This is a genomic window from Simplicispira sedimenti, assembly GCF_022760965.1.
Lineage (GTDB): Bacteria > Pseudomonadota > Gammaproteobacteria > Burkholderiales > Burkholderiaceae_C > Simplicispira > Simplicispira sedimenti.
This window is the reverse complement of the sequence record NZ_JAKVIJ010000005.1, coordinates 140,485-164,517: the sequence shown is the minus strand read 5'-3', so window position 1 is coordinate 164,517 and position 24,033 is coordinate 140,485. Positions and strand designations below refer to the sequence as shown.

The 24,033-nt window shown below is 65.1% G+C and carries 21 protein-coding genes; 12 read left to right on the top strand and 9 right to left on the bottom strand.

Features of this window, described 5'->3' with window-relative positions:
* Positions 1-13 precede the first annotated feature (13 nt).
* Genes aceF through MJ602_RS07620 form a run of 3 tightly spaced genes read left to right on the top strand, consistent with a single transcriptional unit; the run spans position 14 to position 3,494 of the window.
* Positions 14-1,369, top strand: a complete 1,356-nt coding sequence (gene aceF, locus MJ602_RS07630) for a dihydrolipoyllysine-residue acetyltransferase (RefSeq protein ID WP_243020222.1) — start codon at positions 14-16, stop codon at positions 1,367-1,369.
* A gap of 13 nt (positions 1,370-1,382) precedes the next feature.
* Positions 1,383-3,209 carry a dihydrolipoyl dehydrogenase gene (gene lpdA / locus MJ602_RS07625; protein WP_243020221.1) on the top strand — a complete coding sequence of 609 codons (1,827 nt, stop codon included), beginning with the start codon at positions 1,383-1,385 and terminating at the stop codon, positions 3,207-3,209.
* Positions 3,210-3,245: 36 nt separating this feature from the next.
* Positions 3,246-3,494, top strand: coding sequence for a DUF3079 domain-containing protein (locus MJ602_RS07620; RefSeq protein ID WP_162016417.1), 249 nt, complete (start codon positions 3,246-3,248; stop codon positions 3,492-3,494).
* Positions 3,495-3,617: 123 nt separating this feature from the next.
* Here the strand turns inward: MJ602_RS07620 and MJ602_RS07615 are convergent, their stop codons facing one another.
* Complete coding sequence (locus MJ602_RS07615; RefSeq protein WP_243020220.1) at positions 3,618-4,073, bottom strand: heavy metal-responsive transcriptional regulator; 456 nt, start codon at positions 4,071-4,073, stop codon at positions 3,618-3,620.
* Between the two features lie 94 nt (positions 4,074-4,167).
* Here MJ602_RS07615 and MJ602_RS07610 point away from each other — a divergent pair, with 94 nt between their 5' ends.
* A complete protein-coding gene (locus MJ602_RS07610) occupies positions 4,168-5,085 on the top strand; it encodes an MBL fold metallo-hydrolase (protein WP_243020219.1) in 918 nt (305 codons plus the stop codon).
* Between the two features lie 142 nt (positions 5,086-5,227).
* Here the strand turns inward: MJ602_RS07610 and MJ602_RS07605 are convergent, their stop codons facing one another.
* The 3 genes from MJ602_RS07605 to MJ602_RS07595 form a co-directional block, all read right to left on the bottom strand.
* Positions 5,228-5,986: a 3-hydroxyacyl-CoA dehydrogenase gene (locus tag MJ602_RS07605; RefSeq protein WP_243020218.1), complete on the bottom strand. Its 759-nt coding sequence runs from the start codon at positions 5,984-5,986 to the stop codon at positions 5,228-5,230.
* 102 nt (positions 5,987-6,088) lie between these two features.
* A complete protein-coding gene (locus MJ602_RS07600) occupies positions 6,089-7,144 on the bottom strand; it encodes an extracellular solute-binding protein (RefSeq protein ID WP_423246694.1) in 1,056 nt (351 codons plus the stop codon).
* A gap of 282 nt (positions 7,145-7,426) precedes the next feature.
* Complete coding sequence (locus MJ602_RS07595) at positions 7,427-7,975, bottom strand: phasin family protein (RefSeq protein WP_243020217.1); 549 nt, start codon at positions 7,973-7,975, stop codon at positions 7,427-7,429.
* 251 nt (positions 7,976-8,226) lie between these two features.
* Between MJ602_RS07595 and MJ602_RS07590 the strand changes: the two genes are divergently transcribed.
* The 6 genes from MJ602_RS07590 (at position 8,227) to MJ602_RS07565 (ending at position 15,494) form a co-directional block, all read left to right on the top strand.
* On the top strand, positions 8,227-8,670 hold the full coding sequence (locus MJ602_RS07590; RefSeq protein WP_243020216.1) for an acyl-CoA thioesterase: 444 nt from the start codon (positions 8,227-8,229) through the stop codon (positions 8,668-8,670).
* A gap of 164 nt (positions 8,671-8,834) precedes the next feature.
* A complete protein-coding gene (locus MJ602_RS07585; RefSeq protein ID WP_243020215.1) occupies positions 8,835-10,244 on the top strand; it encodes a sodium:proton antiporter in 1,410 nt (469 codons plus the stop codon).
* Positions 10,245-10,258: 14 nt separating this feature from the next.
* Positions 10,259-11,257, top strand: coding sequence for a 2-hydroxyacid dehydrogenase (locus MJ602_RS07580; RefSeq protein WP_243020214.1), 999 nt, complete (start codon positions 10,259-10,261; stop codon positions 11,255-11,257).
* A 226-nt stretch (positions 11,258-11,483) separates the two neighbouring features.
* On the top strand, positions 11,484-13,022 hold the full coding sequence (locus MJ602_RS07575; protein WP_243020213.1) for a DNA recombination protein RmuC: 1,539 nt from the start codon (positions 11,484-11,486) through the stop codon (positions 13,020-13,022).
* A 102-nt stretch (positions 13,023-13,124) separates the two neighbouring features.
* Positions 13,125-14,471, top strand: a complete 1,347-nt coding sequence (locus MJ602_RS07570) for a surface lipoprotein assembly modifier (protein WP_243020212.1) — start codon at positions 13,125-13,127, stop codon at positions 14,469-14,471.
* A gap of 33 nt (positions 14,472-14,504) precedes the next feature.
* A complete protein-coding gene (locus MJ602_RS07565; protein WP_162016406.1) occupies positions 14,505-15,494 on the top strand; it encodes a FecR family protein in 990 nt (329 codons plus the stop codon).
* A 1-nt stretch (position 15,495) separates the two neighbouring features.
* Here the strand turns inward: MJ602_RS07565 and MJ602_RS07560 are convergent, their stop codons facing one another.
* On the bottom strand, positions 15,496-16,359 hold the full coding sequence (locus tag MJ602_RS07560; RefSeq protein WP_162016405.1) for an LOG family protein: 864 nt from the start codon (positions 16,357-16,359) through the stop codon (positions 15,496-15,498).
* Positions 16,360-16,632: 273 nt separating this feature from the next.
* Between MJ602_RS07560 and MJ602_RS07555 the strand changes: the two genes are divergently transcribed.
* The gene (locus MJ602_RS07555; protein ID WP_243020211.1) at positions 16,633-17,790 is read left to right on the top strand and encodes a cytochrome P450; all 1,158 of its coding nucleotides are present in this window, start codon (positions 16,633-16,635) and stop codon (positions 17,788-17,790) included.
* 22 nt (positions 17,791-17,812) lie between these two features.
* Here the strand turns inward: MJ602_RS07555 and crcB are convergent, their stop codons facing one another.
* Positions 17,813-18,202 (bottom strand): fluoride efflux transporter CrcB, encoded by a 390-nt coding sequence (crcB, locus tag MJ602_RS07550; protein ID WP_243020210.1) that lies wholly within the window; start codon positions 18,200-18,202, stop codon positions 17,813-17,815.
* Positions 18,203-18,313: 111 nt separating this feature from the next.
* On the opposite strand from crcB, the gene MJ602_RS07545 reads away from it, so the two are divergent.
* Positions 18,314-22,015, top strand: coding sequence for a hydantoinase B/oxoprolinase family protein (locus tag MJ602_RS07545; protein ID WP_423246693.1), 3,702 nt, complete (start codon positions 18,314-18,316; stop codon positions 22,013-22,015).
* Positions 22,016-22,113: 98 nt separating this feature from the next.
* Here the strand turns inward: MJ602_RS07545 and MJ602_RS07540 are convergent, their stop codons facing one another.
* From MJ602_RS07540 to MJ602_RS07530, 3 genes are read right to left on the bottom strand one after another with little or no spacing between them, the layout of a single operon-like run.
* Entirely contained in the window at positions 22,114-22,482 is a 369-nt protein-coding gene (locus tag MJ602_RS07540) for a ComEA family DNA-binding protein (protein ID WP_243020208.1), read from the bottom strand.
* Positions 22,483-22,502: 20 nt separating this feature from the next.
* Complete coding sequence (gene lapB, locus MJ602_RS07535) at positions 22,503-23,663, bottom strand: lipopolysaccharide assembly protein LapB (RefSeq protein ID WP_243020207.1); 1,161 nt, start codon at positions 23,661-23,663, stop codon at positions 22,503-22,505.
* Positions 23,653-23,964 carry a LapA family protein gene (locus MJ602_RS07530; protein WP_243020206.1) on the bottom strand — a complete coding sequence of 104 codons (312 nt, stop codon included), beginning with the start codon at positions 23,962-23,964 and terminating at the stop codon, positions 23,653-23,655. The genes lapB and MJ602_RS07530 overlap by 11 nt, the downstream gene beginning before the upstream one ends.
* Between the last annotated feature and the right edge of the window lie 69 nt (positions 23,965-24,033).

Here is a 24,033-nt window from a genome sequence, read left to right as displayed (position 1 = left end):
ACCGGAGACAAACATGGCACTGATGGACATCCTGGTCCCGGACATCGGGGATTTCGACGAAGTGGGCGTGATCGAGTTGCTCGTCAAGGCGGGCGACACGGTCAAGGCCGAGCAATCGCTCATCACGGTCGAGTCGGACAAGGCGTCGATGGAGATCCCATCGAGCCACGCCGGCGTGGTGAAGGAACTGCGCGTGCAGGTGGGCGACAAGGTCAAGCAGGGCTCGGTGGTGCTGGTGCTCGACGCCGCAGGCGCAGCCGCCCAGGCATCTGAGCAAAAAACGGCTGCAGCGCCCGCAGAACAAGCGCCAGCAGCTATCAAAACAGAAGCGCCCGCGGTTGTGGTGGCTGCCCCTGCCGCCGCAATGCCCCCGGCACCCGCTGCGGCCGCACCGGCGGTGGCTGCGCCTGCGCACCAGCCTGGTACTCCGACCGGCGGCCTGCCGCACGCCAGCCCCTCGGTGCGCAAGTTTGCGCGCGAGCTGGGCGTGCCGCTGGCCGAAGTCCAGGGTACCGGCCCCAAGGGCCGCATTTCGCACGAGGACGTGCAGGCCTTCACCCAGCGGGTGATGGCAGGCAGTGTGCAGACCAAGGCCCAGGCCGCCAAGGCCCCGGCCGGTGGTGGCACGGGTGTGGGCCTGGACCTGCTGCCCTGGCCCAAGGTGGACTTCACCAAGTTTGGCCCGGTGGAGCGCAAGGACCTCTCGCGCATCAAGAAGATCAGCGGCGCCAACCTGGCACGCAACTGGGTGATGATTCCGCACGTCACCAACAACGACGAGGCCGACATCACCGAGCTGGAAGCCTTCCGCGTCTCCACCAACAAGGAGAACGAAAAGAGCGGCGTCAAGGTCACCATGCTGGCCTTCGTCATCAAGGCGGTGGTTGCGGCGCTCAAGAAGTTCCCGGAGTTCAACACCAGCCTCGATGGCGACACCCTGGTGTACAAGCAGTACTTCCACATCGGCTTTGCCGCCGACACGCCCAACGGCCTGGTGGTGCCTGTGCTGCGCGACGCCGACCAGAAGGGCATCCTGCAGATCAGCGCCGAGATGGCCGAGCTGGCCAAGAAGGCCCGCGACGGCAAGCTGGGCGCGGCCGACATGCAGGGCGGCTGCTTCTCCATCAGCTCGCTGGGCGGCATTGGCGGCACGCATTTCACGCCCATCATCAACGCGCCGGAAGTGGCCATCCTGGGACTGTCCAAAGGCCAGATGAAGCCCGTGTGGGATGGCAAGCAGTTCGTGCCGCGCCTGACGCTGCCGCTGTCGCTGTCGTACGACCACCGCGTGATCGATGGCGCCTCCGCTGCGCGCTTCAATGCCTACCTGGGCCAACTGCTGGCGGACTACCGCCGCATCCTGCTGTGAAAGGAGCCTGGACATGGCAGTGATTGATATCAAGGTCCCCGACATCGGCGACTTCGACGAAGTGGGCGTGATCGAGGTGCTCGTGAAGGTGGGTGACACCATCCGCGCCGAGCAAAGCCTGGTCACCGTGGAGTCCGACAAGGCCTCCATGGAAATTCCCTCCAGCCACGCGGGCGTGGTCAAGGAGCTCAAGGTCCAGCTCGGCGACAAGGTTGCCGAGGGCAGCGTGCTGCTGTCGCTGGAAGTGGCCGGTGAGGGAGCCGCGTCTGCGCCTGCGGCGCCAGTATCCAAGCCAAATGAGGCTGCAGCGCCCGTAGAATCTGCGCAAGCAGCTATCAATATCGAAGCATCCAGCTACACCGGCTCGACCGATCTGGACTGCGACGTGCTGGTGCTGGGCGGCGGCCCCGGCGGCTACAGCGCCGCGTTCCGCGCCGCCGACCTGGGTCTGAAGGTGGTGCTGGTGGAGCGCTATGCCCAGCTCGGTGGCGTGTGCCTGAACGTGGGCTGCATTCCCAGCAAGGCTCTGCTGCATGTGGCGGCGGTGATGGATGAAGTGGCGCACCTCTCGGCAGCGGGTGTCGATTTTGGCGCGCCTCAGGTCAATGTGGACACCTTGCGTGGCCACAAGGAAAAGGTCATCGCCAAGCTCACCGGCGGCCTGGCCCAGATGGCCAAGATGCGCAAGGTCACCATCGTGCGTGGCTACGGTGCCTTCGTCGGCGCCAACCACCTCGAGGTGGAAGAAACCACCGGCACCGGCCAGGACAAGACCGGCAGCAAAAAGGTGGTGGCGTTCAAGAAGGCCATCATCGCCGCCGGCAGCCAGGCCGTGCGCCTGCCCTTCATGCCCGACGACCCGCGCGTGGTGGACTCCACCGGCGCACTGGCCCTGCAGGGCGTGCCGCAAAAGATGCTCATTGTCGGCGGCGGCATCATCGGCCTGGAAATGGGCACGGTGTACAGCACGCTGGGCGCACGCCTGGACGTGGTCGAGATGATGGACGGCCTGATGCAGGGTGCGGACCGCGACCTCGTCAAGGTCTGGGAGAAGATGAACAAGCACCGCTTCGACAACATCCGGCTCAAGACCAAGACCGTGGGCGCCCAGGCCACGTCCGAAGGCATCCAGGTGCAGTTCGAGGGCCTGGACGGTACCAAGAGCGAAGGTACCTACGACCTCGTGCTGCAGGCCGTGGGCCGCACGCCCAACGGCAAGAAGATCGCTGCCGACAAGGCCGGTGTGGCGGTGACGGACCGCGGCTTCATCAACGTGGACATCCAGATGCGCACCAACGTGCCGCACATCTTCGCCATTGGCGACATCGTGGGCCAGCCCATGCTGGCGCACAAGGCGGTGCACGAGGCGCATGTGGCGGCAGAAGTGATCGCCGGCGAATTGCAGGGCAACAAGGAACTGGCCAGCGCCGCCTTCAACGCCCGCGTGATCCCCAGCGTGGCCTACACCGATCCCGAAGTCGCCTGGGTGGGCCTGACCGAGGATCAGGCCAAGGCCCAAGGCATCAAGGTCAAGAAAGGCCTGTTCCCCTGGGCAGCCTCGGGCCGCGCCATTGCCAACGGGCGTGACGAAGGCTTCACCAAGCTGCTGTTCGATGATTCGCCCGAGGCCCATGGCCACGGCAAGATTCTGGGCGGTGGCATGGTCGGTACCCACGCGGGCGACATGATCGGTGAGATCGCCCTGGCCATCGAAATGGGCGCCGACGCCGTGGACATCGGCAAGACCATCCATCCCCACCCCACGCTGGGTGAGAGCATCGGCATGGCGGCGGAAGTGGCACACGGCAGCTGCACCGACGTGCCGCCAGCGCGCAAATAGCCCCTTGCCCACATCCACGGCAATACAGACGCAGCCATGGCCGCCAAGAAGTTCCCCAAGGCCCCGGCACACCCCGAGCGCATCTGCTGGGGCTGCGATCTGTATTGCCCCGCCAACGACATGCGCTGCGGCAACGGCTCAGACCGTACGCAGCACCCGGCGGAGTTGTTTGGGGATGACTGGGAGGAGTGGGGTACGGCAGCGTCGGAGCCGCAGGCTGGCGCTGCGCTGCCGACCGTGCCGCATCAGGTGGAGGCTTTGTACCCAAAAGCCCCGGATAGGTGAGCAAGTGACATCCGGGTAGCGCTGAATTGCTATCAATTCAATAGTGCGCCGCGATGGTTCCGCAAGGACTGCGCGGCATTTTTATGCGCGTGGCTCGCTGTGTCGGCATGCCAGGCCTGCACATCAAGTGGACTGTGGCTGGCGCTTGGCAAATGCACGCCGCGCCACTGCGACACCCGCGCCGCTGCCACTGTCCGGTGCCGTTGCATGGGCTGCGGCCACTGGCTGGTGGGGCGCGCAGCGCAGCGCGCTGAAGGTGGCCGCCAACTCCTTCTTCAAGGTCTTGAGCTGCGCCATGTGCGCATCGATCTGCGCCATCTTGGCCTTGAGCTGCTGCTCGATCTCGCTGCGGCCCAACGTGCCTTGCACCACTTGCGGCAAGATGGCCCGTATCTCTGCCAGGGAGAACCCCAGCGCCTGTGCGCCCCGCACAAAGCGCACCAGATCGACATGGGTGTCGGTGTAGCGGCGATAGCCATTGGCCTGGCGCTGAGGTGCGCTGATGAGGCCTTGCTTCTCGTAGTAACGCACGGTATCGGTGGAGACCCCGACCGCTTTGGCGAGCTGACTGATGTTCATGGTGGTGGGGGCAGACAAGGCCGTGCAATGGGTGCTTGACATTGGAGCATAGACCAAGCTTTACGCTCGGCTCCCTTGCTCTACAGGACCCACCATGCTGCTTCTTCGCACCTGCTTCTTTGCTTTCTTTCTAGCGACCCTTCCGGTGGCTTTGTTGCACGCCCAGACGGCGCCGCCGCAGTCCGACAGTCTTCCAAAGGTGGGCTTTGCGATCATCAAAACATCCCAGGTGGCCGTGGCCCAGGCGTTGCTGGTGCCGGGCGGCAGCGTCACCCAACAGGTGGACTCGAATTTCTCGGCCTTCCTGATCAAGCACCATGATGACTACCTGCTGTTCGACACCGGCATGGGCAACCAGATCGACGATCAGTACCAGCAGGGTATGCCGATGTGGTGGCGCTTGTTCTTCAAGTACGACAAGCCGGTGGTCAGTGCGCGTGCGCAATTGGACAAGGCGGGCATGGCGCTTCCGCAGCGCGTGATTCTGAGCCACAGCCACTGGGACCATGCTGGCGGGGTGCTGGACTTCCCGCAGGCGCGGGTGGGGGTTGCTGCCGCTGAACTGGAATTGGTTCGCAAACCCAGCACGGGGCCTGGGGGCACCTGGGCGTCTCAAATTGGAGCGGCCTCCATCCAGTGGGAGCCCTTGGTGTTTCAGCAGACGCCGTACAAGGGCTACGCGGAAAGTCTGGACGTTTATCAGGACGGCACGGTGGTGCTGGTCCCCATGCCGGGGCATACGCCGGGCTCATTGGGGCTTTTCGTCACCGTGGATTCCGGGAGGCAGTATTTCTTCATCGGTGATGTGGCCTGGACTGTGGCTGCATTGCGGCTGGGCGCGCCCAAATTCTGGGTGGCAGGCAAGCTGGTGGACGGCGATGCGCAGCAGACGCAGGCCAGCCTGGCCAAGGTGCGCGCGCTGATGCAGGCGGAGCCGGGCCTGGTGGTGATTCCGGCACACGACAGTGTGGTGCAGGACGGCTTGGGCTATTTCCCGGACTGGGTCCGCTGAGCGGACTTGATGATTCAAACAGACGCCGGAGACGCGGACATCGCTCGCGCCCGAGGCGCCCGCGTGCTCAAGGGTTTGTTGATGGAGAGCGCTGGCCGCGCCAGCCCCGAGTGGCTTGCGCGGCCCTTGGGCAGGGGTGTGCTCAGCGCGGCGCCAGGCGGATGGCGCCGTCCAGACGGATCACTTCGCCGTTGAGCATGTCGTTTTCAAAGATGTGCTGAACCAGCTTGGCGTAGTCCTGCGGCGTACCCAGGCGGCTGGGGAAGGGCACCCCAGCGGCCAGGGCGTCCTGCACTTCCTTGGGCATGCCAAAGAGCATGGGCGTGCCAAAGATGCCCGGTGCAATGGTCATGTTGCGGATGCCGTTGCGTGCCAGGTCGCGGGCGATGGGCAGGGTCATGCCCACCACGCCACCCTTGGAGGCGCTGTAGGCGGCCTGGCCGATCTGGCCGTCGTAGGCAGCGACGCTGGCGGTGGAAATCAGCACTCCGCGCTCACCGGTGGCCTCCGGCTCGTTCTTGCACATGGCCTCGGCGGCCAGGCGGATCATGTTGAAGCTGCCGATGAGGTTGACGGTGATGGTCTTGCTGAACAATGCCAGTGCGTGGGCGCCGTTTTTGCCCACGGTCTTCTCGGCCGGGGCAATGCCTGCGCAGTTGACCAGGCCCATGAGCTTGCCCATCGAGACCGCCTGGGCCACCACGGCCTGGCCGTCGGCTTCGCTGCTGACATCGCAGCGCACGAAGGCGCCACCAATTTCCTTGGCCACGGCCTCGCCCTTGTCGGCCTGCATGTCGGCGATGACCACCTTGCCGCCCTGTGCTGCCAGCATGCGTGCCGTGCCTTCACCCAGACCGGAAGCCCCGCCCGTGACGATGAATACCTTGCCTTTGATGTCCATGTGCTGCTCCAATGAGTGACGTAACGTAAACGTCAATTATCGCCTATGCATGCCCCAGAAATGAAACCCGGCCAGGCCGGGTTTTCACGGGGAAACTGGGACTCACTTGAAGCCGACGCGGTCCAGCATTTGCTGCACCTTCACCGTGTTGGCGCCCACGGCGCTGATCGGGATGGTCTCGCTCTTGAACGGTGCGCCGCCGGTCATGGACTTGAGCGCCGGGTTGTCCACCGCCACACCCTTGGCGGCTGGCCACTCGTTGTTGCCGTTGGCAAAGTAGTTCTGGGCAGAGGCACTGGCCAGGTATTCCAGGAATTTGACCGCGTTCTCCTGGTTCTTCGCATGGCGTGCCACGGCACCGCCGGCGATGTTCATGTGCGTGCCCCAGGATTGCTGGTTGGGAAACACCACACCCACCTTGCTGATCACGGCAGTGTCTTCCGGCTTGGTGGATCGCAGCAAACGGGCCAGGTAGTAGCTGTTGGTCACGGCGATATCGCATTCGCCAGCCGCCACCGCCTTGATCTGGTCGGTGTCACCCCCCTTGGGGGCGCGTGCCAGATTGGACACCACGCCCTTGAGCCATTCTTCGGCCTTGGCGTCGCCCAGGTGCTCGGTCACGGCACCAAACAGGCTCAGGTTGTACGGGTGCGAGCCCGAGCGGATGCACAGCTTGCCCTTGTTCTTGGGGTCACCCAGCTCTTCGTAGGTGTCCACATCGTCTTTCTGCACCTTGGTCTTGTTGTAAACAATCACGCGGGCTCGGGTGGAGAGGCCATACCAGGAAATGCCTCCGTCTGTTGCCGGCTGGCTGCGCAGGTGGGCCGGAATGGCGTCGTTCAGCACCTTGGACTGGATGGGTTTGAACAGGCCGTCCACTTCCCCTTTGTGCAGGCGCGCGGCATCCACGAGCAGGATCACATCGGCGGGCGAGGCCGAGCCTTCGGCCTTGAGGCGCGCGAGGATGCCTGCGTCGTCGGCGTCCACACGGTTGATGCGGATGCCCGTGGCTTTGGTGAAATCGTTGTAGAGGGCCTCGTCGGTCGAGTAGTGGCGCGCCGAGTAGAGGTTCACGACTTGTTCTTGCGCCGAGGCGGCGCCCAGGGTCATGGCAAGCACACCGCCAACCAGCAAGGCGGGGGCGAATTTTCGGGTCATGGATCGGGGCTTTCTGCGGATGTCAGGATATGCTGATCATAAAGCAAACACGAACAATTCGCAATTGATTGCGTTGGTGAGTGGAAGTCAGGCTGGTTTTAGGGCTGAGCGGGGCGAAAAAAAAGCCCGGTCGAAACCGGGCTTTAAAAGGATCCAAGAAACGGGGGGTTTCGAGAGGATCCAAGGAGACAACTGGAGAGTCCTGTGTTTGCAGAACCGATGTCGCTATTATCAGGGTATTCCCTGAAGTTTGGCTAGAGTGTGTGCTCCAAAACCACAGACTTAGCGCTTGCGGGGCGTGGCGGTCTTGGCGGCGTCGGCTGCCGTGGTGGCCATGGCGTTGAAGTTGGCTTCTGCGGCGTCGGTAGCCTGCTTGACGGCTTTCTGCACCGACTCAAAAGCATTGTTGGCGGCGGACACTGCGCTCTTCATCACGGCGACGGCGGTTTCGGAGCCAGCGGGGGCGTTCTTGGCAGCGGCGTCCACCATGCTGGCGAAGTTCTTCTGGGCTTCGCTGGCCTTGGCTTCGGCAACCTTGCTGAACTCGGTGCCGGTGCCCGAGGCGATGTCGTACAGGTGGCGGCTGTAGGAGGCGGTCTTTTCAGCCAGAGGCTGCAGCAGGCCGGCCTGCAGGGCCATCAGTTCCTGAACGTCCTTGACGCTCAGCACGGCCTGGGTGTGGCTGGCGGCTTCGTTCAGGGCTGCGCGGGAGGCGGTGAGGTTGAGTTCCACCAGCTTTTCCACGCCTTCAAAGGCCTTGGTCGTCAGACCAAAAAGGGTTTCCATGTTGGCTTTGTGGGCGGCCAGAATTTGTTCGTTCGTCAGGGACATGAGATATCTCCATTGCTGTGAGGTGGTAAGCCTCGGGTTTCAGGATTTGTCTGCTCTGTCCATGCGCTCTAGTCATGTTGCAGTGCAGCATGGTCTTTATTGTAGGTCTGCATCTGTGAAAATCAAGTGAAAATGTTGCGATGCAGCAAAATAGTGGGTAAGCCTTACAAATTGTTGCCGTTTGAGCGCTTTCACAGAGGTGACTGTTCTGGCTTGGCGCTACACGCGTTGCACGCGCAGAATGCGGCCCCATGAACGCACCGCAACGTCCCAAGCCTTTACCTCGCAGCGCATTTCCGGTCTTCCGAACCATCACGACCCGTTGGATGGACAACGACGTCTATGGCCATGTGAACAACGTGGTGTATTACAGCTGGTTCGATACGGCGGTGAATGCCTACCTGATCGAGCACGGGGCTCTCGACATCCACGCCGGGTCAACCATTGGCCTGGTGATCGAGACCCAGTGCAATTATTTTGCTCCGCTGGCCTTTCCTCAGGATGTGCATGCAGGCATTCGGGTGGCGCACATGGGTACTTCCAGTGTGCGGTATGAGGTGGGCTTGTTCGCTGCCACAGAGCAAAACGCTGCTGCAGCGGGTCATTTTGTCCATGTGTATGTGGACCGGAACACCAGGCGGCCAGTCCCAGTTCCTCAAGCGCTGCGCCAAGTGTTGGAGCCTCTGGTGGTCTGAGCACGAGCCGGCTGCTGGGTTCAAGTTCCCGTCAGTTCAACGTACGAAGTCTCTCCTACACTGCCAAAGGCCTTTGCGGGATGGCATAGTTGCTGTCTCGATCGGCAGAGCGTCCTTGCAGAGCTGGGCGCGTTGTAGATTTCAATAATGAGGGAGACAAACCCATGCTGCGTTTTCGCGGGCTGTTGCTGGCCGCTTTGTGCATTCTTCCCGAACTGTCCCTGGCGGCGGATATTGACGGCAGTGCGTTGCCTCTGTGGTGGGGCATTCCGTTCGCCGGGATTCTGCTGTCCATCGCCGTCATGCCGCTGGTGGCGCCCATCTTCTGGCACCACCATTTTGGCAAGGTGGCTGCGGGATGGGCGTTGTTGTTCCTGGTTCCCTTTGCCGTGGCCTTTGGTCCCGGGTTGGCGGGGGCAAGCTTGGTGCATGCACTCCTGGCGGAGTACATCCCCTTCGTGATCCTGCTGACGGCACTTTTTACTGTGGCGGGCGGCATCTACATCAAGGGCAACCTGCATGGCAGCCCAGGGCTCAACACGGGTCTGCTGGCCATTGGCGCAGTGCTAGCCAGCTTCATGGGGACGACGGGGGCGTCGATGCTGCTGATTCGTCCCCTGATCCGTGCCAACGACAACCGCAAGCACAAGGCGCATGTGGTGGTGTTCTTCATCTTCATCGTGTCCAACGCGGGCGGTTCCCTCACGCCGCTGGGGGATCCTCCGCTGTTCCTGGGGTTCCTGAAGGGCGTGGACTTCTTCTGGACGCTTTCGCATATCTTTCCGGAAACCCTGTTCCTGTTGGGCGCGTTGCTGGGTATCTTTTATGCGATGGATTGGTGGTACTACCACAAGCGCGAGGAAATGCTGCCGCGTGACCCCACGCCCGATACACAGGGCATCGGCTTCGAGGGCAAGCACAACTTCGGCTTGCTGGGCGTGGTCGTTGCGCTGGTGCTGATGAGCGGTTTCTGGAAATCTTCGGTGGTGTTCAACATAGCGGGCACGGAAGTGGGCCTGCCCGGCATCGTGCGCGACCTCGGTCTGGTGGCGGTGACGTTCCTGTCGCTCTGGCTCACGCCCAAGGCGGTGCATGAAAGCAACCAGTTTGGCTGGGGCCCGATGCAGGAAGTGGCCAAGCTGTTCGCAGGCATTTTCCTGACCATCATTCCGGTCATTGCCATGCTCAAGGCGGGCGTCAACGGGCCGTTCGGTGCCATCGTGAGCGCCGTGACACGGCCCGATGGCTCGCCCGACCCAGCCATGTACTTCTGGGCCACGGGGGCGCTGTCCTCGTTTCTGGACAACGCGCCGACCTATCTGGTGTTCTTCAACACGGCCGGGGGCGACCCTGCGGTGCTGATGACCACGCTGGCCCCTACGCTGGCGGCCATTTCTGCGGGCGCGGTGTTCATGGGTGCCAACACCTACATCGGCAATGCGCCCAATCTGATGGTCAAGGCCATTGCAGAAGACCGTGGCGTCCCCATGCCCAGCTTCTTTGGCTACATGCTGTGGTCCGGGGCCATTCTGGTGCCGCTCTTTGTGCTCATCACCTTCATCTGGTTCCGCTGAAGACAAGGCAGCCCATGTCCAAGCCCCGCATCCTGATTGCCCGTGCCGTTTTTCCTGAAGTGGTCGAGCACCTCTCGCTCCATTTCCAGGTGGAGTCCAACCAGGAAGATGTCCTCCGGTCACCGGCTGAATTGGCGGCACGCCTGGCGGACAAGGACGGAGCCCTCACCACCGGCAGCGAGCGCATCGACCGCAGCCTTCTGGTCGCCTGCCCGCGGCTGCGCATCGTGGCCAACATGGCCGTGGGCTACAACAACTTCGATCTGGACGCCATGACGGCGGCCGGCGTGCAGGGCACCAACACGCCGGATGTGCTGACCGAAACCACGGCCGACTTCGGCTTTGCGCTGCTCATGGCCACGGCCCGGCGCGTGACGGAAAGCGAGCATTACCTGCGCGCGGGCCGCTGGAACCGATGGAGCTACGACATGTTCGCGGGTGCCGAGGTGCACGGCACCCGCCTGGGCATCATCGGCATGGGGCGCATCGGGCAAGGCATTGCGCGGCGTGGGGCCCACGGCTTTGGCATGGACGTGGTCTACCACAACCGCTCGCGCCTGGCCCCTGCGCTGGAGGCCGAGTGCAAGGCGCGCTACGTCTCGAAGGAAGAACTTTTGCGCACGGCCGACCATGTGGTGCTGGTGCTACCCTACACGGCCGATTCGCACCACACCATCGGCGCGGCGGAGCTGGCGCAGATGAAGCCCACGGCCACCCTGGTCAACATCGCGCGCGGCGGTATCGTGGACGACGCCGCGCTGGCCCAGGCGCTGCGCGAGCGGCGTATCGCGGCAGCCGGTCTGGATGTGTTCGAGGGCGAGCCCCAGGTGCATCCGGGCCTGCTGGAGGTGCCCAACGTGGTGCTCACGCCGCACATCGCCAGCGCCACGGTCGGCACGCGCCTGGCCATGGCCAATCTGGCGGCGGACAACCTGATCGCCTTCTTCGACGGGCGCGGGCCGCTGACTCCCGTGAATACTCCCGCAGTGCGCACCATCGCGCCATCTACTTAGAACTTGTCCGTAAATTATTTGGTGCCACGCAGTGCTCTTTTCGGGCGGTCTGCGGCGTTGCGGCGCTGGCCCATAGCGGGGCTATTGGCTGCGCACCGCGCCTTGCATTCCATCCCGAAAAGAGCGCTGCGTGGCACCAAATAATTTACGGACAAGTTCTTAGGCGAAAATGGGCTCCGGCGCTCATATAGCAAGCGCCATCAGCTATCAAATTGGAAGCAAATCCGTGACCATTGAAACCCTGGCCATACTGGCCGCTGCCTTGTTGGTTCTGGCCGCCCTGGGCCTGGGTGGGTTCTGGGGTGCGGCCCGCGCCCGGCGCGAGGCCCAGGCGCAGCAGGAGCAGGCCGTCGCGCAAGCACGAGCCCAGGCCTTGATGGAAGCCCAGGCCACGGCCAACACCCAGATCGCCACCGCGCAGGAGCGCGTGCGCGGGCTGGAGGCCGAACGCGCCGGGTTGCTGGCCGAGCTGCAGCAACTGCGTACCCAGGCCGACAGCTGGCGCGAGGCGCTGGATGCCGCGCGCGATGAGCGCGCCCAGCTCGCCGAGCGGGCCGCCCGCGTGCCGGGGCTCGAAGCCCAGTGCCATGAGCAGGCAGCGCTCACGCAGGCCGCGCGCCAGCAGGTGGCCGACCTGCAAAGCCAGCTCGCCGCCCAGGCCATGCAACTCGACGCCGAACGCCGCGCCGCCCAGGAAAAGCTCCAGCTCCTGAACGAGGCGCGCGAGGCGCTCACGCACCAGTTCAAAAGCCTGGCCAACGACATCCTCGAAGAAAAAGGCAAGCGCTTTGCCGAGCAGAACCAGCAGAGCCTGGGCCTGCTGCTCGACCCGCTGCGCATGCGCCTGCAGGAGTTCCAGGGCAAGGTCGAGCAGTTCTACGACGCCGAGGGCAAGCAGCGCTCGGCCCTGAGCCAGCAGGTGCACCAGCTCATGGGGCTCAACCAGGTGCTGAGCGAGGATGCCAAGAACCTCACGCAGGCGCTCAAAGGCTCCACCAAGGCGCAAGGCAACTGGGGCGAGCTGATCCTGGAGCGCGTGCTGGAGCTCGCCGGTCTGCGCCGGGGCGTGGAATACGACGTGCAGGAAAACCACCAGCGCGACGACGGCACGCGCGCCCAGCCCGACGTGGTGATCCACCTGCCCGAGAACCGGCACCTGGTGGTGGACGCCAAGGTTTCGCTGCTGGCCTACGAGGAATACGCCAGTGCCGACGATGACCTGCAACGCGCAGCGGCGCAGCGCCGCCACCTCGAATCGGTGCGCCAGCACATCAAAGGCCTGGCCGAGCGCAACTACCAGCAACTGCACGGCTTGCAATCGCTCGATTTCGTGCTCATGTTCGTGCCCATCGAGCCCGCGTTCATGCTCGCCGTCACGTCCGACAGCCAGCTCTACAGCGACGCCTGGAACAAGAACGTGCTGCTGGTGAGCCCATCCACACTGCTGTTCGTGGTGCGCACCGTGGCCCACCTCTGGCGCCAGGAGGCGCAGAGCCGCAATGCGCAGGAAATCGCCCAGCGTGGCGCCGAGCTCTACGACCGCCTGGTAGGCTTTGTCGAAGACCTGGAGCGCGTGGGCAAGAACCTCACCCAGGCCCAGGACGCCTACACCAACGCCCACAAGAAACTGAGCCAGAACCGCGGCAACGTGATCCGCCAGGCCGAGATGCTGCGTGAACTGGGCGTCAAGCCGACCAAGGCCTTGCCAGCGGCGCTGGTGGACAGGGCCAAGGAGGAATCCACAGAAACCCTGCCGCCTGCGTGAGTTGACACACAGTGCGTAAAACAGCTGAACAGCAGGGTATGGGGGGCTTGCGAAATGACCCAATCGGAGTAGATTGGCAAAGTCCTTGCGAAAGGGGTCCGCATGAGGCAAACCAAGTGGAAGAAAAATCTGTGGTGCGCGTTGCGTGCCGCAGCGCTGGGCAGTGTGGCACTGGCGGCCGCCGGGGGAGCTCTGGCCGATGGGTTGCTGGACCAAGCCCATGCACTGCAGCAACAAGGTGCAGCGCAGGAGGCTCTTTCTTTGCTGGATGCGCAGGAGGCGGTGCGTGCGGGAGACACCGCATTTGACCAGGCCTTGGCATCCGCAGCCGAAGCTGCGGGGCTTTACACCCGTGCCTTGCTTGCCTGGGAGCGTGTGTTGTTGCTTCAGCCCGACAACCTGCTGGCTCAGGATGCGCATGCGCGCTTGTTGCAGATCCTGGGAGACAGGCATGGCTTGCAAGCCTTGCCCGAAGCCGTTCGCCAGCGCAGCATGGCGGTGGATGCGGCGCGCAGCATCGACCAGCACCTGTATTCGTACGACCGACCGGGCCATGGCGGACGTTCTTCGTGGCATGGCAGCCTCGATCTGGGGTTTGGGCATGATTCCAATGTCAACGCGGGGTTGGATCGCAGCGTGGGCGCACCGCAGATTCTCGGTGTACCCGCCTGGATCGTTGATCCTGCCGCCTGGGAGCGCTCGGCAAGCTATGTAGCGCTGGGCTTGACCTTGCGTGGACGCTATCACCTCACACCCCAATGGTCTGTGGTGGGGGGGGGATACCTCGCTGCACGCCACTACGGCAGCGCGGCGAAGGCCTTCGAACCCAGCGATGCCGACGGCCACCTGGGCGTGGCCTGGCGCTCCAACCGGCACGAATGGATTGTGAGTGCGCGCGGTGTGCACGAGGCACGCGATGATCGGCAGGTGCGCGGCACGGCGGGGATCCAGGGGGAATGGATCCACCGGCTGGATGGTCTGCGCCAGTGGGGCGCATTCGTCCAGTCGTTGGAGATGCGTTACCCCGGTCAGCGCCTGCGGGATGTGCGCCGCACCGTGGCTGGCGTGAGCCATGCGATGGTGCTGCGCAGCGGCAGCACCCTGTACCTGGGGGTGTATGCAGGCGAGGAATCACCGCGCCGAGACGGTGTGGATGACCTTGGGCACCGTTTGATGGGGGCTCGTTTGGGTGGGCAGTGGATGCTGCACCCGCGTTGGGCCGCGTTTGCCAATGTGGATGCCGAGCGGCGGCGTTTTGGGTCGGTGGATCCGTTTTTTACACTCCAGCGCAGGGACGTGCAATGGAGGCTCGCTCTGGGGTTGTCGTGGATTCCCGCAACCGGGTGGCGCGTCACACCTTTGGTGGAGTGGACGGATGTGGACTCCACCGTGCCCATCTTCGCCTACCAACGCAGACAAGTTTCCATCACCGTGCGCCGAGAATTCTGACCGCTTGCGCTGGACCCTACCCGGAGACACGACATGACCGCGGAAAAGCGATTGATGCCCAGAGCCCCCATCGTTTTGGTGCTGGTGGCTGTGCTGGGTTTGGCAGGTCACCGCGCCCTGGCTGCAGCGGCTGGGCAGGTGCAGTTTGTGGCAGGGCAGGTACAGCTCGATCGCGGTGGCCGTGCACAGGACGTGGTCAAGGGTGCAGAGGTTCAGGTTGGGGATGTGCTGCGCAGTGGGCCGGCCGGGCAGGCGCAGATTCGCTACACCGATGGCGGGATCATGGCGCTGTATCCTCAGTCGCAAATATCCATTGGTGCGTACAGCGACAGCGCTCAGGCGGGAGGCGGTGAAGATCGTTTGGCTGTTCGCTTTTTGCAGGGTGCGCTGCGTGCCGTGACAGGAAAGATTGGCCAGCGCAACCCACAAAATTACCAGGTAACAACTCCCACTGCAGTGGTGGGGATTCGTGGTACGGCCTTCAAGGTGTACCTGAATGCCGAGGGTGAAGTGGAGATCTCTGGCGAGCACAACACCATCGATGTGTGCACCGAGGCTGGCTGTGTCGAGGTCAAACCGCGTGAAGCAGTACGCGTTTTGTCTGCGCATCAGTTGCCTGTGTACATCCATACGCGGGCGCTGCTGCCGTTGCCGTTGCCGAGAGCGTCTCTGCAAGTGGGGGAGCAAATATTGCCGGATGGCACCTATGGCGCGGTGTTGCTGGAGAACCGCCCATTGCCCACCACTCCACAACAGCCCAATCCTGTCGTGCCGCGCGATCCATTGATCCCCACCGATCCTGGTGGAGGCAGGCAACCGACGGACCCTACAACCCCGGGTGTTCCAGTGGTGCCTACCAATCCAGGAGGAGGGCGTCAGCCCGGTACTCCCACGGGCCCCGTGGATCCGACGACACCCACAACACCCACAACACCGGTTGTACCGATACGGCCGATCCGTCCCATCATTCCTATCATTCCTATCGGCCCTATCATCATCATCCCGACCACGCCCATCCGTTGACTCAGAGCTGATAGAACCCCCGAATCCGATCCCAGGCCTCCTGCGGATCGTCGGTGTACTGGAACAGGCCCAAGTCTGCGGAGGAGATGGTGCCTTGCTCTACCAGGAAGTCGAAGTCGATCAGCCGCTTCCAGAACTCGGTGCCGAACAGGATGACCGGGACTGGCTTGGTTTTGCGGGTTTGCACGAGGGTGAGCACCTCGAACAATTCGTCCAGGGTGCCAAAACCACCCGGAAACGCCACCAGTGCCTTGGCACGCATCATGAAGTGCATCTTGCGCAGCGCGAAGTAGTGGAACTTGTAGCTCAGCGTGGGCGTGATGAAGCGGTTGCCGCTTTGCTCGTGTGGCAGGGTGATGTTCAGGCCGATGTTGGGTGCGCCTTCGTCGTGCGCGCCTCGGTTGGCGGCTTCCATGATGCCGGGGCCGCCGCCGGTGCAGATGTGGATGCGGTTGGCGGGTTCCTGTGCGTTGCTGTAGCGCGCCACCAGGCGGGCGAACTGGCGAGCCTGCTCGTAGTAGCGGGCGTTGCGCGCGGCACGTTCGGCCAGGCGCACGCGCTCGGCATCGCCGCTGGCCTGGGCGGCCGTCAGGGCGCTTGCGGCGTCCTCTGGGGACTGAAAGCGTGCGCTGCCATAGACGACGATGGTGTTCTCTATGCCCTGGGCACTCTGGCCGATGTCGGGCTTGAGCATCTCCAACTGAAAGCGGATGCCGCGTGTTTCGCGCCGGAACAGAAACTCCGGATCGGCAAAGGCCATGCGGTTGGAATCGGCCAGCAAGGGGTTGCCGTTGTTGGCGTGGGCGTGCAGTTCTTCCCAGGCATCGGCCAGACGGCGTTCATTGAGTTGGGTGTTCGCTTCCATGGTGGGACTCCGTGTTTCCTATGGGGCTGCCAACGGGTAGGTTCTACAGCCCAGCGGTCTGGTGGTTGATGGTGATGGCATTCTAGGCACAAAATGCCTTGCAGCGCCCTTCCACCATGCGCTATTAGCTATTAAAAACATAGCGATGAATGGAGGGGGGAGTGCGCTGCCATGTCCCTCATCCCAGTGCAGGGACCGGTGTCGTCTGCAGTGGGAATTGGGTCATACTTTGTCACCGAATGTGTGCACCCTCCGGCAGACCCCACCCACACCATGACCATAGCCCCCACCCCTGATTGGAACCCCCGCAGCGACGCCGTTCAGCAAGACCAGATCGCTGCCTACGACCACCTGCGTGACCAGCACGGTGCGGCCTACAGCGAGATGCTGCACTGGTCCGTGCTGGGCCATGCGGATGTGCTGCGCATCCTGCAAGACCATGAGCGTTTCAGCAACGTGGTGTCGCGCCATGTGGCGGTGCCCAACGGCATGGATCCGCCCGAGCACACGGCGTACCGTGCGTTGATCGAGCCCTACTTCACGCAGGAACGGGTGGAGGCTTTTCGCCCCGTGTGCGAGCGCATCACGGCAGAACTGTTGCAGGCGCTGCAAGGGCGGCGGGAGGTGGATTGGGTGGCTGCCTTTGCGCTGCCGTTTGCTGTGCGCATCCAGTGCGCGTTCATGGGCTGGCCCATGGATCTGGAGGCCGAGTTGACCGAATGGTCGGCCCGCAGCCACGCGGCCACGCTGGCGCAGGACCGGCCCGCGCTCGATGCGCTGGCGGCGCAGTTTGAGGGCATTGTGGCGCGCATGCTGGACGAGCGCCGTGCCAGCGGCGCCGATCCGCAGCAGGATGTGACGGCCTCGCTCATGCACGCCACGGTGCTGGGCCAGCCCCTGGGGGCCGATGCCATTGCCAGCATCCTGCGCAACTGGACGGTGGGCGAGATCGGCACCATTGCTGCCGCGGTGGGCATCCTGGCCCAGTGGCTGGCCGAGCATGCCGACCTGCAGGCCACCCTGCGCGCCGAGCCCGCCCGGCAGCCAGAAGCCATCGACGAAATCCTCCGCCTGCATGGCCCGCTGGTGACCAACCGGCGTGTGGCCACCTGCCCGGTGGAAGTGGCGGGGCGCCAGATTCCGGCCGGGGGGCGCATCACGTTGCACTGGACATCGGCCAACCGCGACCCGCGCGTGTTCGAGGCGCCCGGTGAATTCCGCTGGGGCCGCAACCCGCAGGACAACCTGCTGTACGGCGCGGGCATCCACGTGTGCCCTGGTGCGGCGCTCTCGCGCATGGAATTGGGTGTGGCGCTGCGCGCCTTGCTGGCGGCGGTGGCCTCGCTGGCACCGACCGCGCAGGCGCCAGAGCCTGCGCATTACCCGGCCATTGGCTTTGCCCGCCTGCCTTTGCAACTGCGCTGGGCTTGAGCGCAGCAGGGTACTTTGCGGATCAACGGCCGGCCGCCGACAGCGCCCACGCAGCACTGTGCAGTCCCAGCACCGTCATCAGCAGCGAACCCGCCAGGTGCAGGCCCACCGTGGTGCAGGCCAGCAGGTAGCGCTGCTGCTGCAGCATGGCTACCACCTCGGCCGAAAAGCTGGAGAAGGTGGTCAGCGCTCCCAGAAAGCCCGTGACCAGTGCCAGACGCCAGGCCGGGTCCAGGTGTGGCAGGGCCTGGAATACCGCCACGCACACGCCAATGAGGTAGCCGCCCACCAGATTGGCCGCCAGCGTGCCCCAGGGCAGCAGGCTGCCCGGCGTGGACAGCCACAGCCCCAGACGCCAGCGCGCCAAGGCCCCCAGGCTGGCGCCAATGCAGATGGACAGAACGTTCAGCATGGCGCTATTGTCCATGGCGACGCGAGGTGCTTGGCGGTTCTGAATGAAAATGGCCTGCAGCGCCCATTCTGTAAGCGCGATAAGCTACAAAAAACATAGCGACCTATGCCCATGGAAACTCAGTCCCTCGCAGCACGCTGGCAGTTCTGGATCGACCGGGGCGGCACCTTCACCGACATCGTGGGGCGGCGGCCCGATGGCAGCCTGGTCACGCACAAGCTGCTGTCCGAAAACCCCGGTCACTACCGCGACGCGGCCGTGGCGGGCATGCGCCACCTGCTGGGCCTGGCGCCCGATGCGCCCATCACCCCCGCGCTGGTGGAGTGCGTGAAGATGGGCACCACCGTGGCCACCAACGCCTTGCTGGAGCGCAAGGGCGAGCCCACGCTGCTGGTCACCACGCGGGGCTTTCGCGACGCGCTGCGCATCGCCTACCAGAACCGCCCCCGGCTGTTCGACCGCCACATCGTGCTGCCCGAACTGCTGTACGCACGGGTGATCGAGGCGCAGGAGCGCCTGGGCGCGCGCGGTGAGGTGGTGGAGCCGCTCGATGAAGAGCACCTGAAAGAACGTCTGTGGGCCGCCTACGACGCGGGCCTGCGCAGCGTGGCCATCGTCTTCATGCACGGCTACCGCTTTGCCCAGCACGAGCAGGCGGCGGCACGCCTGGCGCGTGCCGCGGGCTTCACGCAGGTGAGCACCTCGCATGCCACCAGCCCGCTGATGAAGTTCGTCAGCCGGGGCGACACCACCGTGGTCGATGCCTATCTCTCGCCCATCCTGCGCCGCTATGTGGAGCAGATCGCTGCCGACATGCCGGGCGTGCGCCTGCTGTTCATGCAGTCTTCGGGCGGCCTGACCGATGCCCACTGCTTCCAGGGCAAGGACGCCGTGCTCTCCGGTCCAGCGGGCGGTATCGTGGGCATGGCGCGCACGGCGGAGCAGGCCGGACATGACCGCGTGATCGGTTTTGACATGGGTGGTACCAGTACCGACGTGAGCCACTACGCAGGCCAGTTCGAGCGCGCGTTCGAGACCCAGGTGGCCGGGGTGCGCATGCGCGCCCCCATGCTGGCCATCCACACCGTGGCCGCTGGCGGCGGCTCGTTGCTCACCTTCGACGGTGCACGCCTGCGCGTGGGGCCGCACAGCGCGGGCGCCCAGCCCGGCCCGGCCTGCTACCGGCGCGGCGGCCCGCTCACGGTGACCGATGCCAACCTGCTGGTGGGCAAGCTCCAGCCCGCGTACTTTCCGCAGGTGTTTGGCCCTGGGGCCGACGAGGCGCTGGATGCCCAGGCCGTGCGCCAGCTTATGGGGGCGCTGGCAGCGCAGACCGGCCTATCGCCCGAACACACGGCCCACGGCTGCATCCAGATTGCCGTGCAGCAGATGGCAGGCGCCATCCAGAAGATCAGCATTGCCCGGGGCTACGACGTCACGCGCTACACCTTGCAGTGTTTTGGTGGCGCGGGCGGCCAGCACGCCTGCCTGGTGGCCGATGCACTGGGCATGTCGCAGGTACTGGTGCACCCCATGGCGGGCGTCCTGTCGGCCTACGGCATGGGCCTGGCGGACCAAAGCCTGTTGCGCGAGCAGACCGTGGAGTTGCCGCTGTCCGCCCAGGCCTGGCCTGCCGTGCAGGCGGCCTTGCAGATACTGGCCGATGCCGCGCAGGACGAACTGGCGCAGCAACATGGCGGGCAGGGTGCGGTGCAGGTGTTGCGCCGCGTGCATGTGCGCTACGAAGGCTCGGACACCGCGCTGGTCGTCGATGCGCCCTCCGGCCTGCTGCACGACGGACATGCCGCCGTGGCGGCACTCAGCGCAGCCTTCGAGGCAGCCTACCGCCAGCGTTTCGCCTTTTTGATGCAGCACCGGGCCCTGGTGGTGGAGGCGGTGTCGGTCGAGGCCGTGCAGGCGGGTGATCGCCCCGCGCAGCCCCCGGCGGTGCTGCACCCGCCGCGCCAGGCGCCACAGCGCGCCACGGTGCGCATGTTCAGCACCGGCACCGACGGCCAGCCCGCCTGGCATGACACCGCCCTGTACCAGCGCGAGGAATTGCGCCCCGGCGATTGGCTGGAGGGCCCGGCCATCGTGGCCGAGCAGACAGCGACCACGGTGGTCGAGCCCGGCTGGCAGGCGCGCGTCACGGCGCTCAACGACCTGCTGCTGGAGCGCCGCACCCCGCGCCCCGCCCGGCAGGCCGCAGGCACCCATGCCGACCCAGTGCTGCTGGCCGTGTTCAACCACCTGTTCATGAACATTGCCGAGCAAATGGGTCTGCAACTGCAGAACACGGCGCACTCGGTCAACATCAAGGAGCGGCTGGACTTCAGTTGCGCCCTGTTCGACGCACAGGGCCAGCTCATCGCCAATGCGCCGCACATGCCGGTGCATCTGGGCAGCATGGGCGAGAGCATTCGGGCCGTGATGGCGCGCAACGCGGGCTGCATGCGGCCGGGCGATGTGTACGTGCTCAACGACCCCTACCAGGGCGGCACGCACCTGCCCGACATCACGGTGATCACGCCGGTCTATCTGGACGAGGACAGCGCAGGCGCAGGCACCGCGCGCACCCCGCACTTCTATGTGGGCAGCCGCGGCCACCATGCCGACGTGGGAGGCACCACGCCGGGCTCCATGCCGCCGTTCTCCAGGCACATCGAAGAGGAGGGCGTGCGCATCGACAATTTCCGCCTGGTCGAAGGCGGTGTGCTGCGCGATGCAGAGATGCTGGCCCTGCTGAAATCCGGCCCCCACCCCAGCCGCAACCCGCAACAGAACCTGGCCGACCTGCGCGCCCAGATCGCTGCCAACGAGAAAGGCGCCCAGGAACTGCGCCGCATGGTGCAGGAGTTCGGTCTGGCCACCGTGCAGGCCTACATGCGCCATGTGCAGGACAACGCCGAGGAGGCCGTGCGCCGCGCCATTGCGCGCCTGGCGGCGCATGTGCACGACGGCCACTTTGAGCTGGCCATGGACAACGGCGCGCGCATCTGCGTGGCCGTGCGCCTGCACCCCGAAGACCGCAGCGCCGACATCGACTTTGCGGGCACCAGTGCGCAACAGGACGACCACAACTTCAACGCCCCGCGTGCCGTGTGCATGGCGGCGGTGCTGTACGTGTTCCGCTGCCTGGTGGACGACGACATCCCGCTCAACGCAGGCTGCCTCCAGCCGCTGCGTGTGCACATCCCCGAAGGCTCGCTGCTCAACCCGCGCCACCCGGCGGCCGTGGTGGCGGGCAATGTGGAGACCTCCACCGCCGTCACCAACGCGCTGTTCGGTGCCCTGGGCGTGATGGCGGGCAGCCAGCCCACCATGAACAACTTCACCTTCGGCAACGAGCGCTACCAGTACTACGAGACCATTGCCGGCGGCAGTGGCGCCGGGGGCGTGTTCGACGCCCAGGGCGCGCTGGTGGGTGGCTTTGCCGGAACCAGCGTGGTGCAGACGCACATGACCAATTCGCGCCTGACCGACCCCGAGGTGCTGGAGTGGCGCTTTCCGGTGCGGCTGGAGAGCTACGCGCTGCGCCAGGCATCGGGCGGGGCAGGGCGCTGGCGCGGGGGCGATGGCGGCGTGCGCCGCATCCGCTTTTTGGAGCCGATGACGGCCAGCATCCTGTCCAACGGCCGCCGCGAGGGCGGCTTTGGCATGGCCGGGGGGCGCAGCGGCCAGCCGGGCATCAACCGCGTGCTGCGTGCCGATGGCAGGGTAGAGAAGCTGGGCCACATCGCCCAGGTGGAGATGGGCGCAGGCGATGTGTTCGAGATCCAGACCCCCGGAGGGGGTGGGTTCGGCAGCATCTGAGCGGTTCTGCCGAGCAAGAAAAATTCAAATGAAAATGGCCTGCAGCGCCCGTCCAGTAAGCGCTAGCAGCTATTAAAAATATAGCAATGGATGCGGGCCTACTGGGCTGCGCTGGCCGGTACTGCGGGCGGCTGGGCGCTTGGTGCTGCGGAGGGCTGCTGGGCCTCACGCTGCTTGCGCGGGGTCTTGGGGGCCTTGGCCTTCTTGAAGCTGCGGCCGTTGACGCGCAGGCCCTCGACCGAAAGCCTGGCCGCGCTGCCTTCGCCCACGCCCTGCACACGCTCGATCAGATCGGCCCAATCCTTGAACGGGGCCTTCTCGCGTTCTTGCAGGATGCGGGCCGACATGGCCGGGCCAATGCCCTTGATGCCGTCGAGTTCGGCCTCGCTGGCCTGGTTCACATCCACAGCCGCGTAGGCCAGTGCGGCGCAGCACAGGGACAGCAGAACGAGGAGTTTTTTCAGCATGGCGGTGTCCTGAGAATGGTTCAGAGTTCTTCGATACGCCGGGCCGGGTAGCTGTCCCAGGACTGGCAACCGGGGCATTGCCAGAAGTGCTGGCGTGCCTCAAAGCCGCAGGCGGCGCAGCGGTAGCGCGTGAGGGGCAGGGTGGCGTGATCCAGCGCGCGTTGCACGGCGCGGTGGTGTTCTTCGTGTTCCAGTCGCTCGCCCGCCAGCCATTTGGCGGCGGCCACGAGCGAAGGTTCCGTCTGCAGGTGGCGCAGGTACCAGTCGCGCCCGGCCTGGGTGTTGGGTGCGGCGTCTGTGCCCTGGCTGAGGCTGACGATGGCGTCCAGCACGTCCAGCGAGGGGGCCTGGGCGTAGTGCTGCTCCAGCAGCGCGCGGGCCTGGTCCACCTTGCCGCAGCCACGGGCGGCCTGTGCCCACAGCGCGGCCGCCAGGGGCAGGGCCATGGGGGCTTCGCTGGCCAGCGTGCGCAGGGTGGCGCAGGCGGCGTCGCACCGGCCTTGCTGCATGTGCAGGCGGGCCTGTTCCACGCGCGGGCGGGCGGCCTGTGGGGCAATGGCCTGGGCCTGGGCCAGCAGATCCAGCGCACCGGAGCAATCCTGCTGGGCCAGGCGCTCGGTGGCCTGCTCGCACAGGTAGTGGGCCTGGCGGGCGCTGAAGTCGCCCTGCACGCCGTGCATTTTGCGGGCAATGGCGGCGGCTTGCGGCCAGTCGCGCGAGCGCTCGTAGATGGCCAGTAGTGCGAGCCGGGCCGGGTTCTCGAAATCCGTGCCATCCAGGCGTGCCAACGCAGCTTCGGCGCGATCGAGCAGGCCCGCCTTGAGGAAGTCCAGCGCCAGCGCGTGCTGGGCGCGGTCGCGATCCTTGGGGCTGAGGTCGCCGCGTTGCAGCAGGTGCTCGTGCACGCGCACGGCGCGGTCGTATTCGCCGCGGCGGCGGAAGAGGTTGCCCAGGGCGAAGTGCAGCTCCGAGGTGTCGGGGTCGTTCTGCACGGCTTCGATGAAGGCGTCGATGGCCTGATCCTGCTGCTCGTTGAGCAGGAAGTTCAGGCCCTTGAAGTAGGCCTTGGGCACGCTGCGGTTTTCGGCGCGCAACTGGCGCAGGTCGATGCGCGACGCGGCCCAGCCCAGCACAAAGGCCACGGGCAGGCCCAGCAGGAGCCAGACGTAATCAGATTCCATGGGGCGGTGCGCTGTCGTTGGTGGGGGCGGCTTGGGGTGGCAGGGGCGCTTGGCGATCGCGCAGGCTCAGTTGATCCTGCGCCTGGCGGGCTGCGGCGCGGTGCTTCCACCAGCGCGGCACCATGCCCAGCACACCGGTCACCAGCCCGGCGGCAAAGGCGGTGAGCACCACCAGCACCAGGGGCGCGCGCCACTGCGTGCCAAAGAAGAAGTGCACGGTGGCGTCCTGTTGGTTGTTGAGGGCAAAGGCAAACAGGGTGAAAAAAATGGCTGCCTTGAGCAGCCACAGCAGGTATTTCATGGATCTCCCCCGTGGTGGAGGAATTCTACGGGCCGCCGCCCTGCGCTTGGCCGCTGGCGGCGCAAAAAC

What these genes read in the sequence shown, in the direction of transcription:
- aceF (WP_243020222.1), top strand. Translation starts at nt 14, where the DNA reads ATGGCACTGATGGACATCCTGGTCCCGGACATCGGGGATTTCGACGAA.
- lpdA (WP_243020221.1), top strand. Translation starts at nt 1,383, where the DNA reads ATGGCAGTGATTGATATCAAGGTCCCCGACATCGGCGACTTCGACGAA.
- MJ602_RS07620 (WP_162016417.1), top strand. Translation starts at nt 3,246, where the DNA reads ATGGCCGCCAAGAAGTTCCCCAAGGCCCCGGCACACCCCGAGCGCATC.
- MJ602_RS07615 (WP_243020220.1), bottom strand. Translation starts at nt 4,073, where the DNA reads ATGAACATCAGTCAGCTCGCCAAAGCGGTCGGGGTCTCCACCGATACC.
- MJ602_RS07610 (WP_243020219.1), top strand. Translation starts at nt 4,168, where the DNA reads ATGCTGCTTCTTCGCACCTGCTTCTTTGCTTTCTTTCTAGCGACCCTT.
- MJ602_RS07605 (WP_243020218.1), bottom strand. Translation starts at nt 5,986, where the DNA reads ATGGACATCAAAGGCAAGGTATTCATCGTCACGGGCGGGGCTTCCGGT.
- MJ602_RS07600 (WP_423246694.1), bottom strand. Translation starts at nt 7,144, where the DNA reads ATGACCCGAAAATTCGCCCCCGCCTTGCTGGTTGGCGGTGTGCTTGCC.
- MJ602_RS07595 (WP_243020217.1), bottom strand. Translation starts at nt 7,975, where the DNA reads ATGTCCCTGACGAACGAACAAATTCTGGCCGCCCACAAAGCCAACATG.
- MJ602_RS07590 (WP_243020216.1), top strand. Translation starts at nt 8,227, where the DNA reads ATGAACGCACCGCAACGTCCCAAGCCTTTACCTCGCAGCGCATTTCCG.
- MJ602_RS07585 (WP_243020215.1), top strand. Translation starts at nt 8,835, where the DNA reads ATGCTGCGTTTTCGCGGGCTGTTGCTGGCCGCTTTGTGCATTCTTCCC.
- MJ602_RS07580 (WP_243020214.1), top strand. Translation starts at nt 10,259, where the DNA reads ATGTCCAAGCCCCGCATCCTGATTGCCCGTGCCGTTTTTCCTGAAGTG.
- MJ602_RS07570 (WP_243020212.1), top strand. Translation starts at nt 13,125, where the DNA reads ATGAGGCAAACCAAGTGGAAGAAAAATCTGTGGTGCGCGTTGCGTGCC.
- MJ602_RS07565 (WP_162016406.1), top strand. Translation starts at nt 14,505, where the DNA reads ATGACCGCGGAAAAGCGATTGATGCCCAGAGCCCCCATCGTTTTGGTG.
- MJ602_RS07560 (WP_162016405.1), bottom strand. Translation starts at nt 16,359, where the DNA reads ATGGAAGCGAACACCCAACTCAATGAACGCCGTCTGGCCGATGCCTGG.
- MJ602_RS07555 (WP_243020211.1), top strand. Translation starts at nt 16,633, where the DNA reads ATGACCATAGCCCCCACCCCTGATTGGAACCCCCGCAGCGACGCCGTT.
- crcB (WP_243020210.1), bottom strand. Translation starts at nt 18,202, where the DNA reads ATGCTGAACGTTCTGTCCATCTGCATTGGCGCCAGCCTGGGGGCCTTG.
- MJ602_RS07545 (WP_423246693.1), top strand. Translation starts at nt 18,314, where the DNA reads ATGGAAACTCAGTCCCTCGCAGCACGCTGGCAGTTCTGGATCGACCGG.
- MJ602_RS07540 (WP_243020208.1), bottom strand. Translation starts at nt 22,482, where the DNA reads ATGCTGAAAAAACTCCTCGTTCTGCTGTCCCTGTGCTGCGCCGCACTG.
- lapB (WP_243020207.1), bottom strand. Translation starts at nt 23,663, where the DNA reads ATGGAATCTGATTACGTCTGGCTCCTGCTGGGCCTGCCCGTGGCCTTT.
- MJ602_RS07530 (WP_243020206.1), bottom strand. Translation starts at nt 23,964, where the DNA reads ATGAAATACCTGCTGTGGCTGCTCAAGGCAGCCATTTTTTTCACCCTG.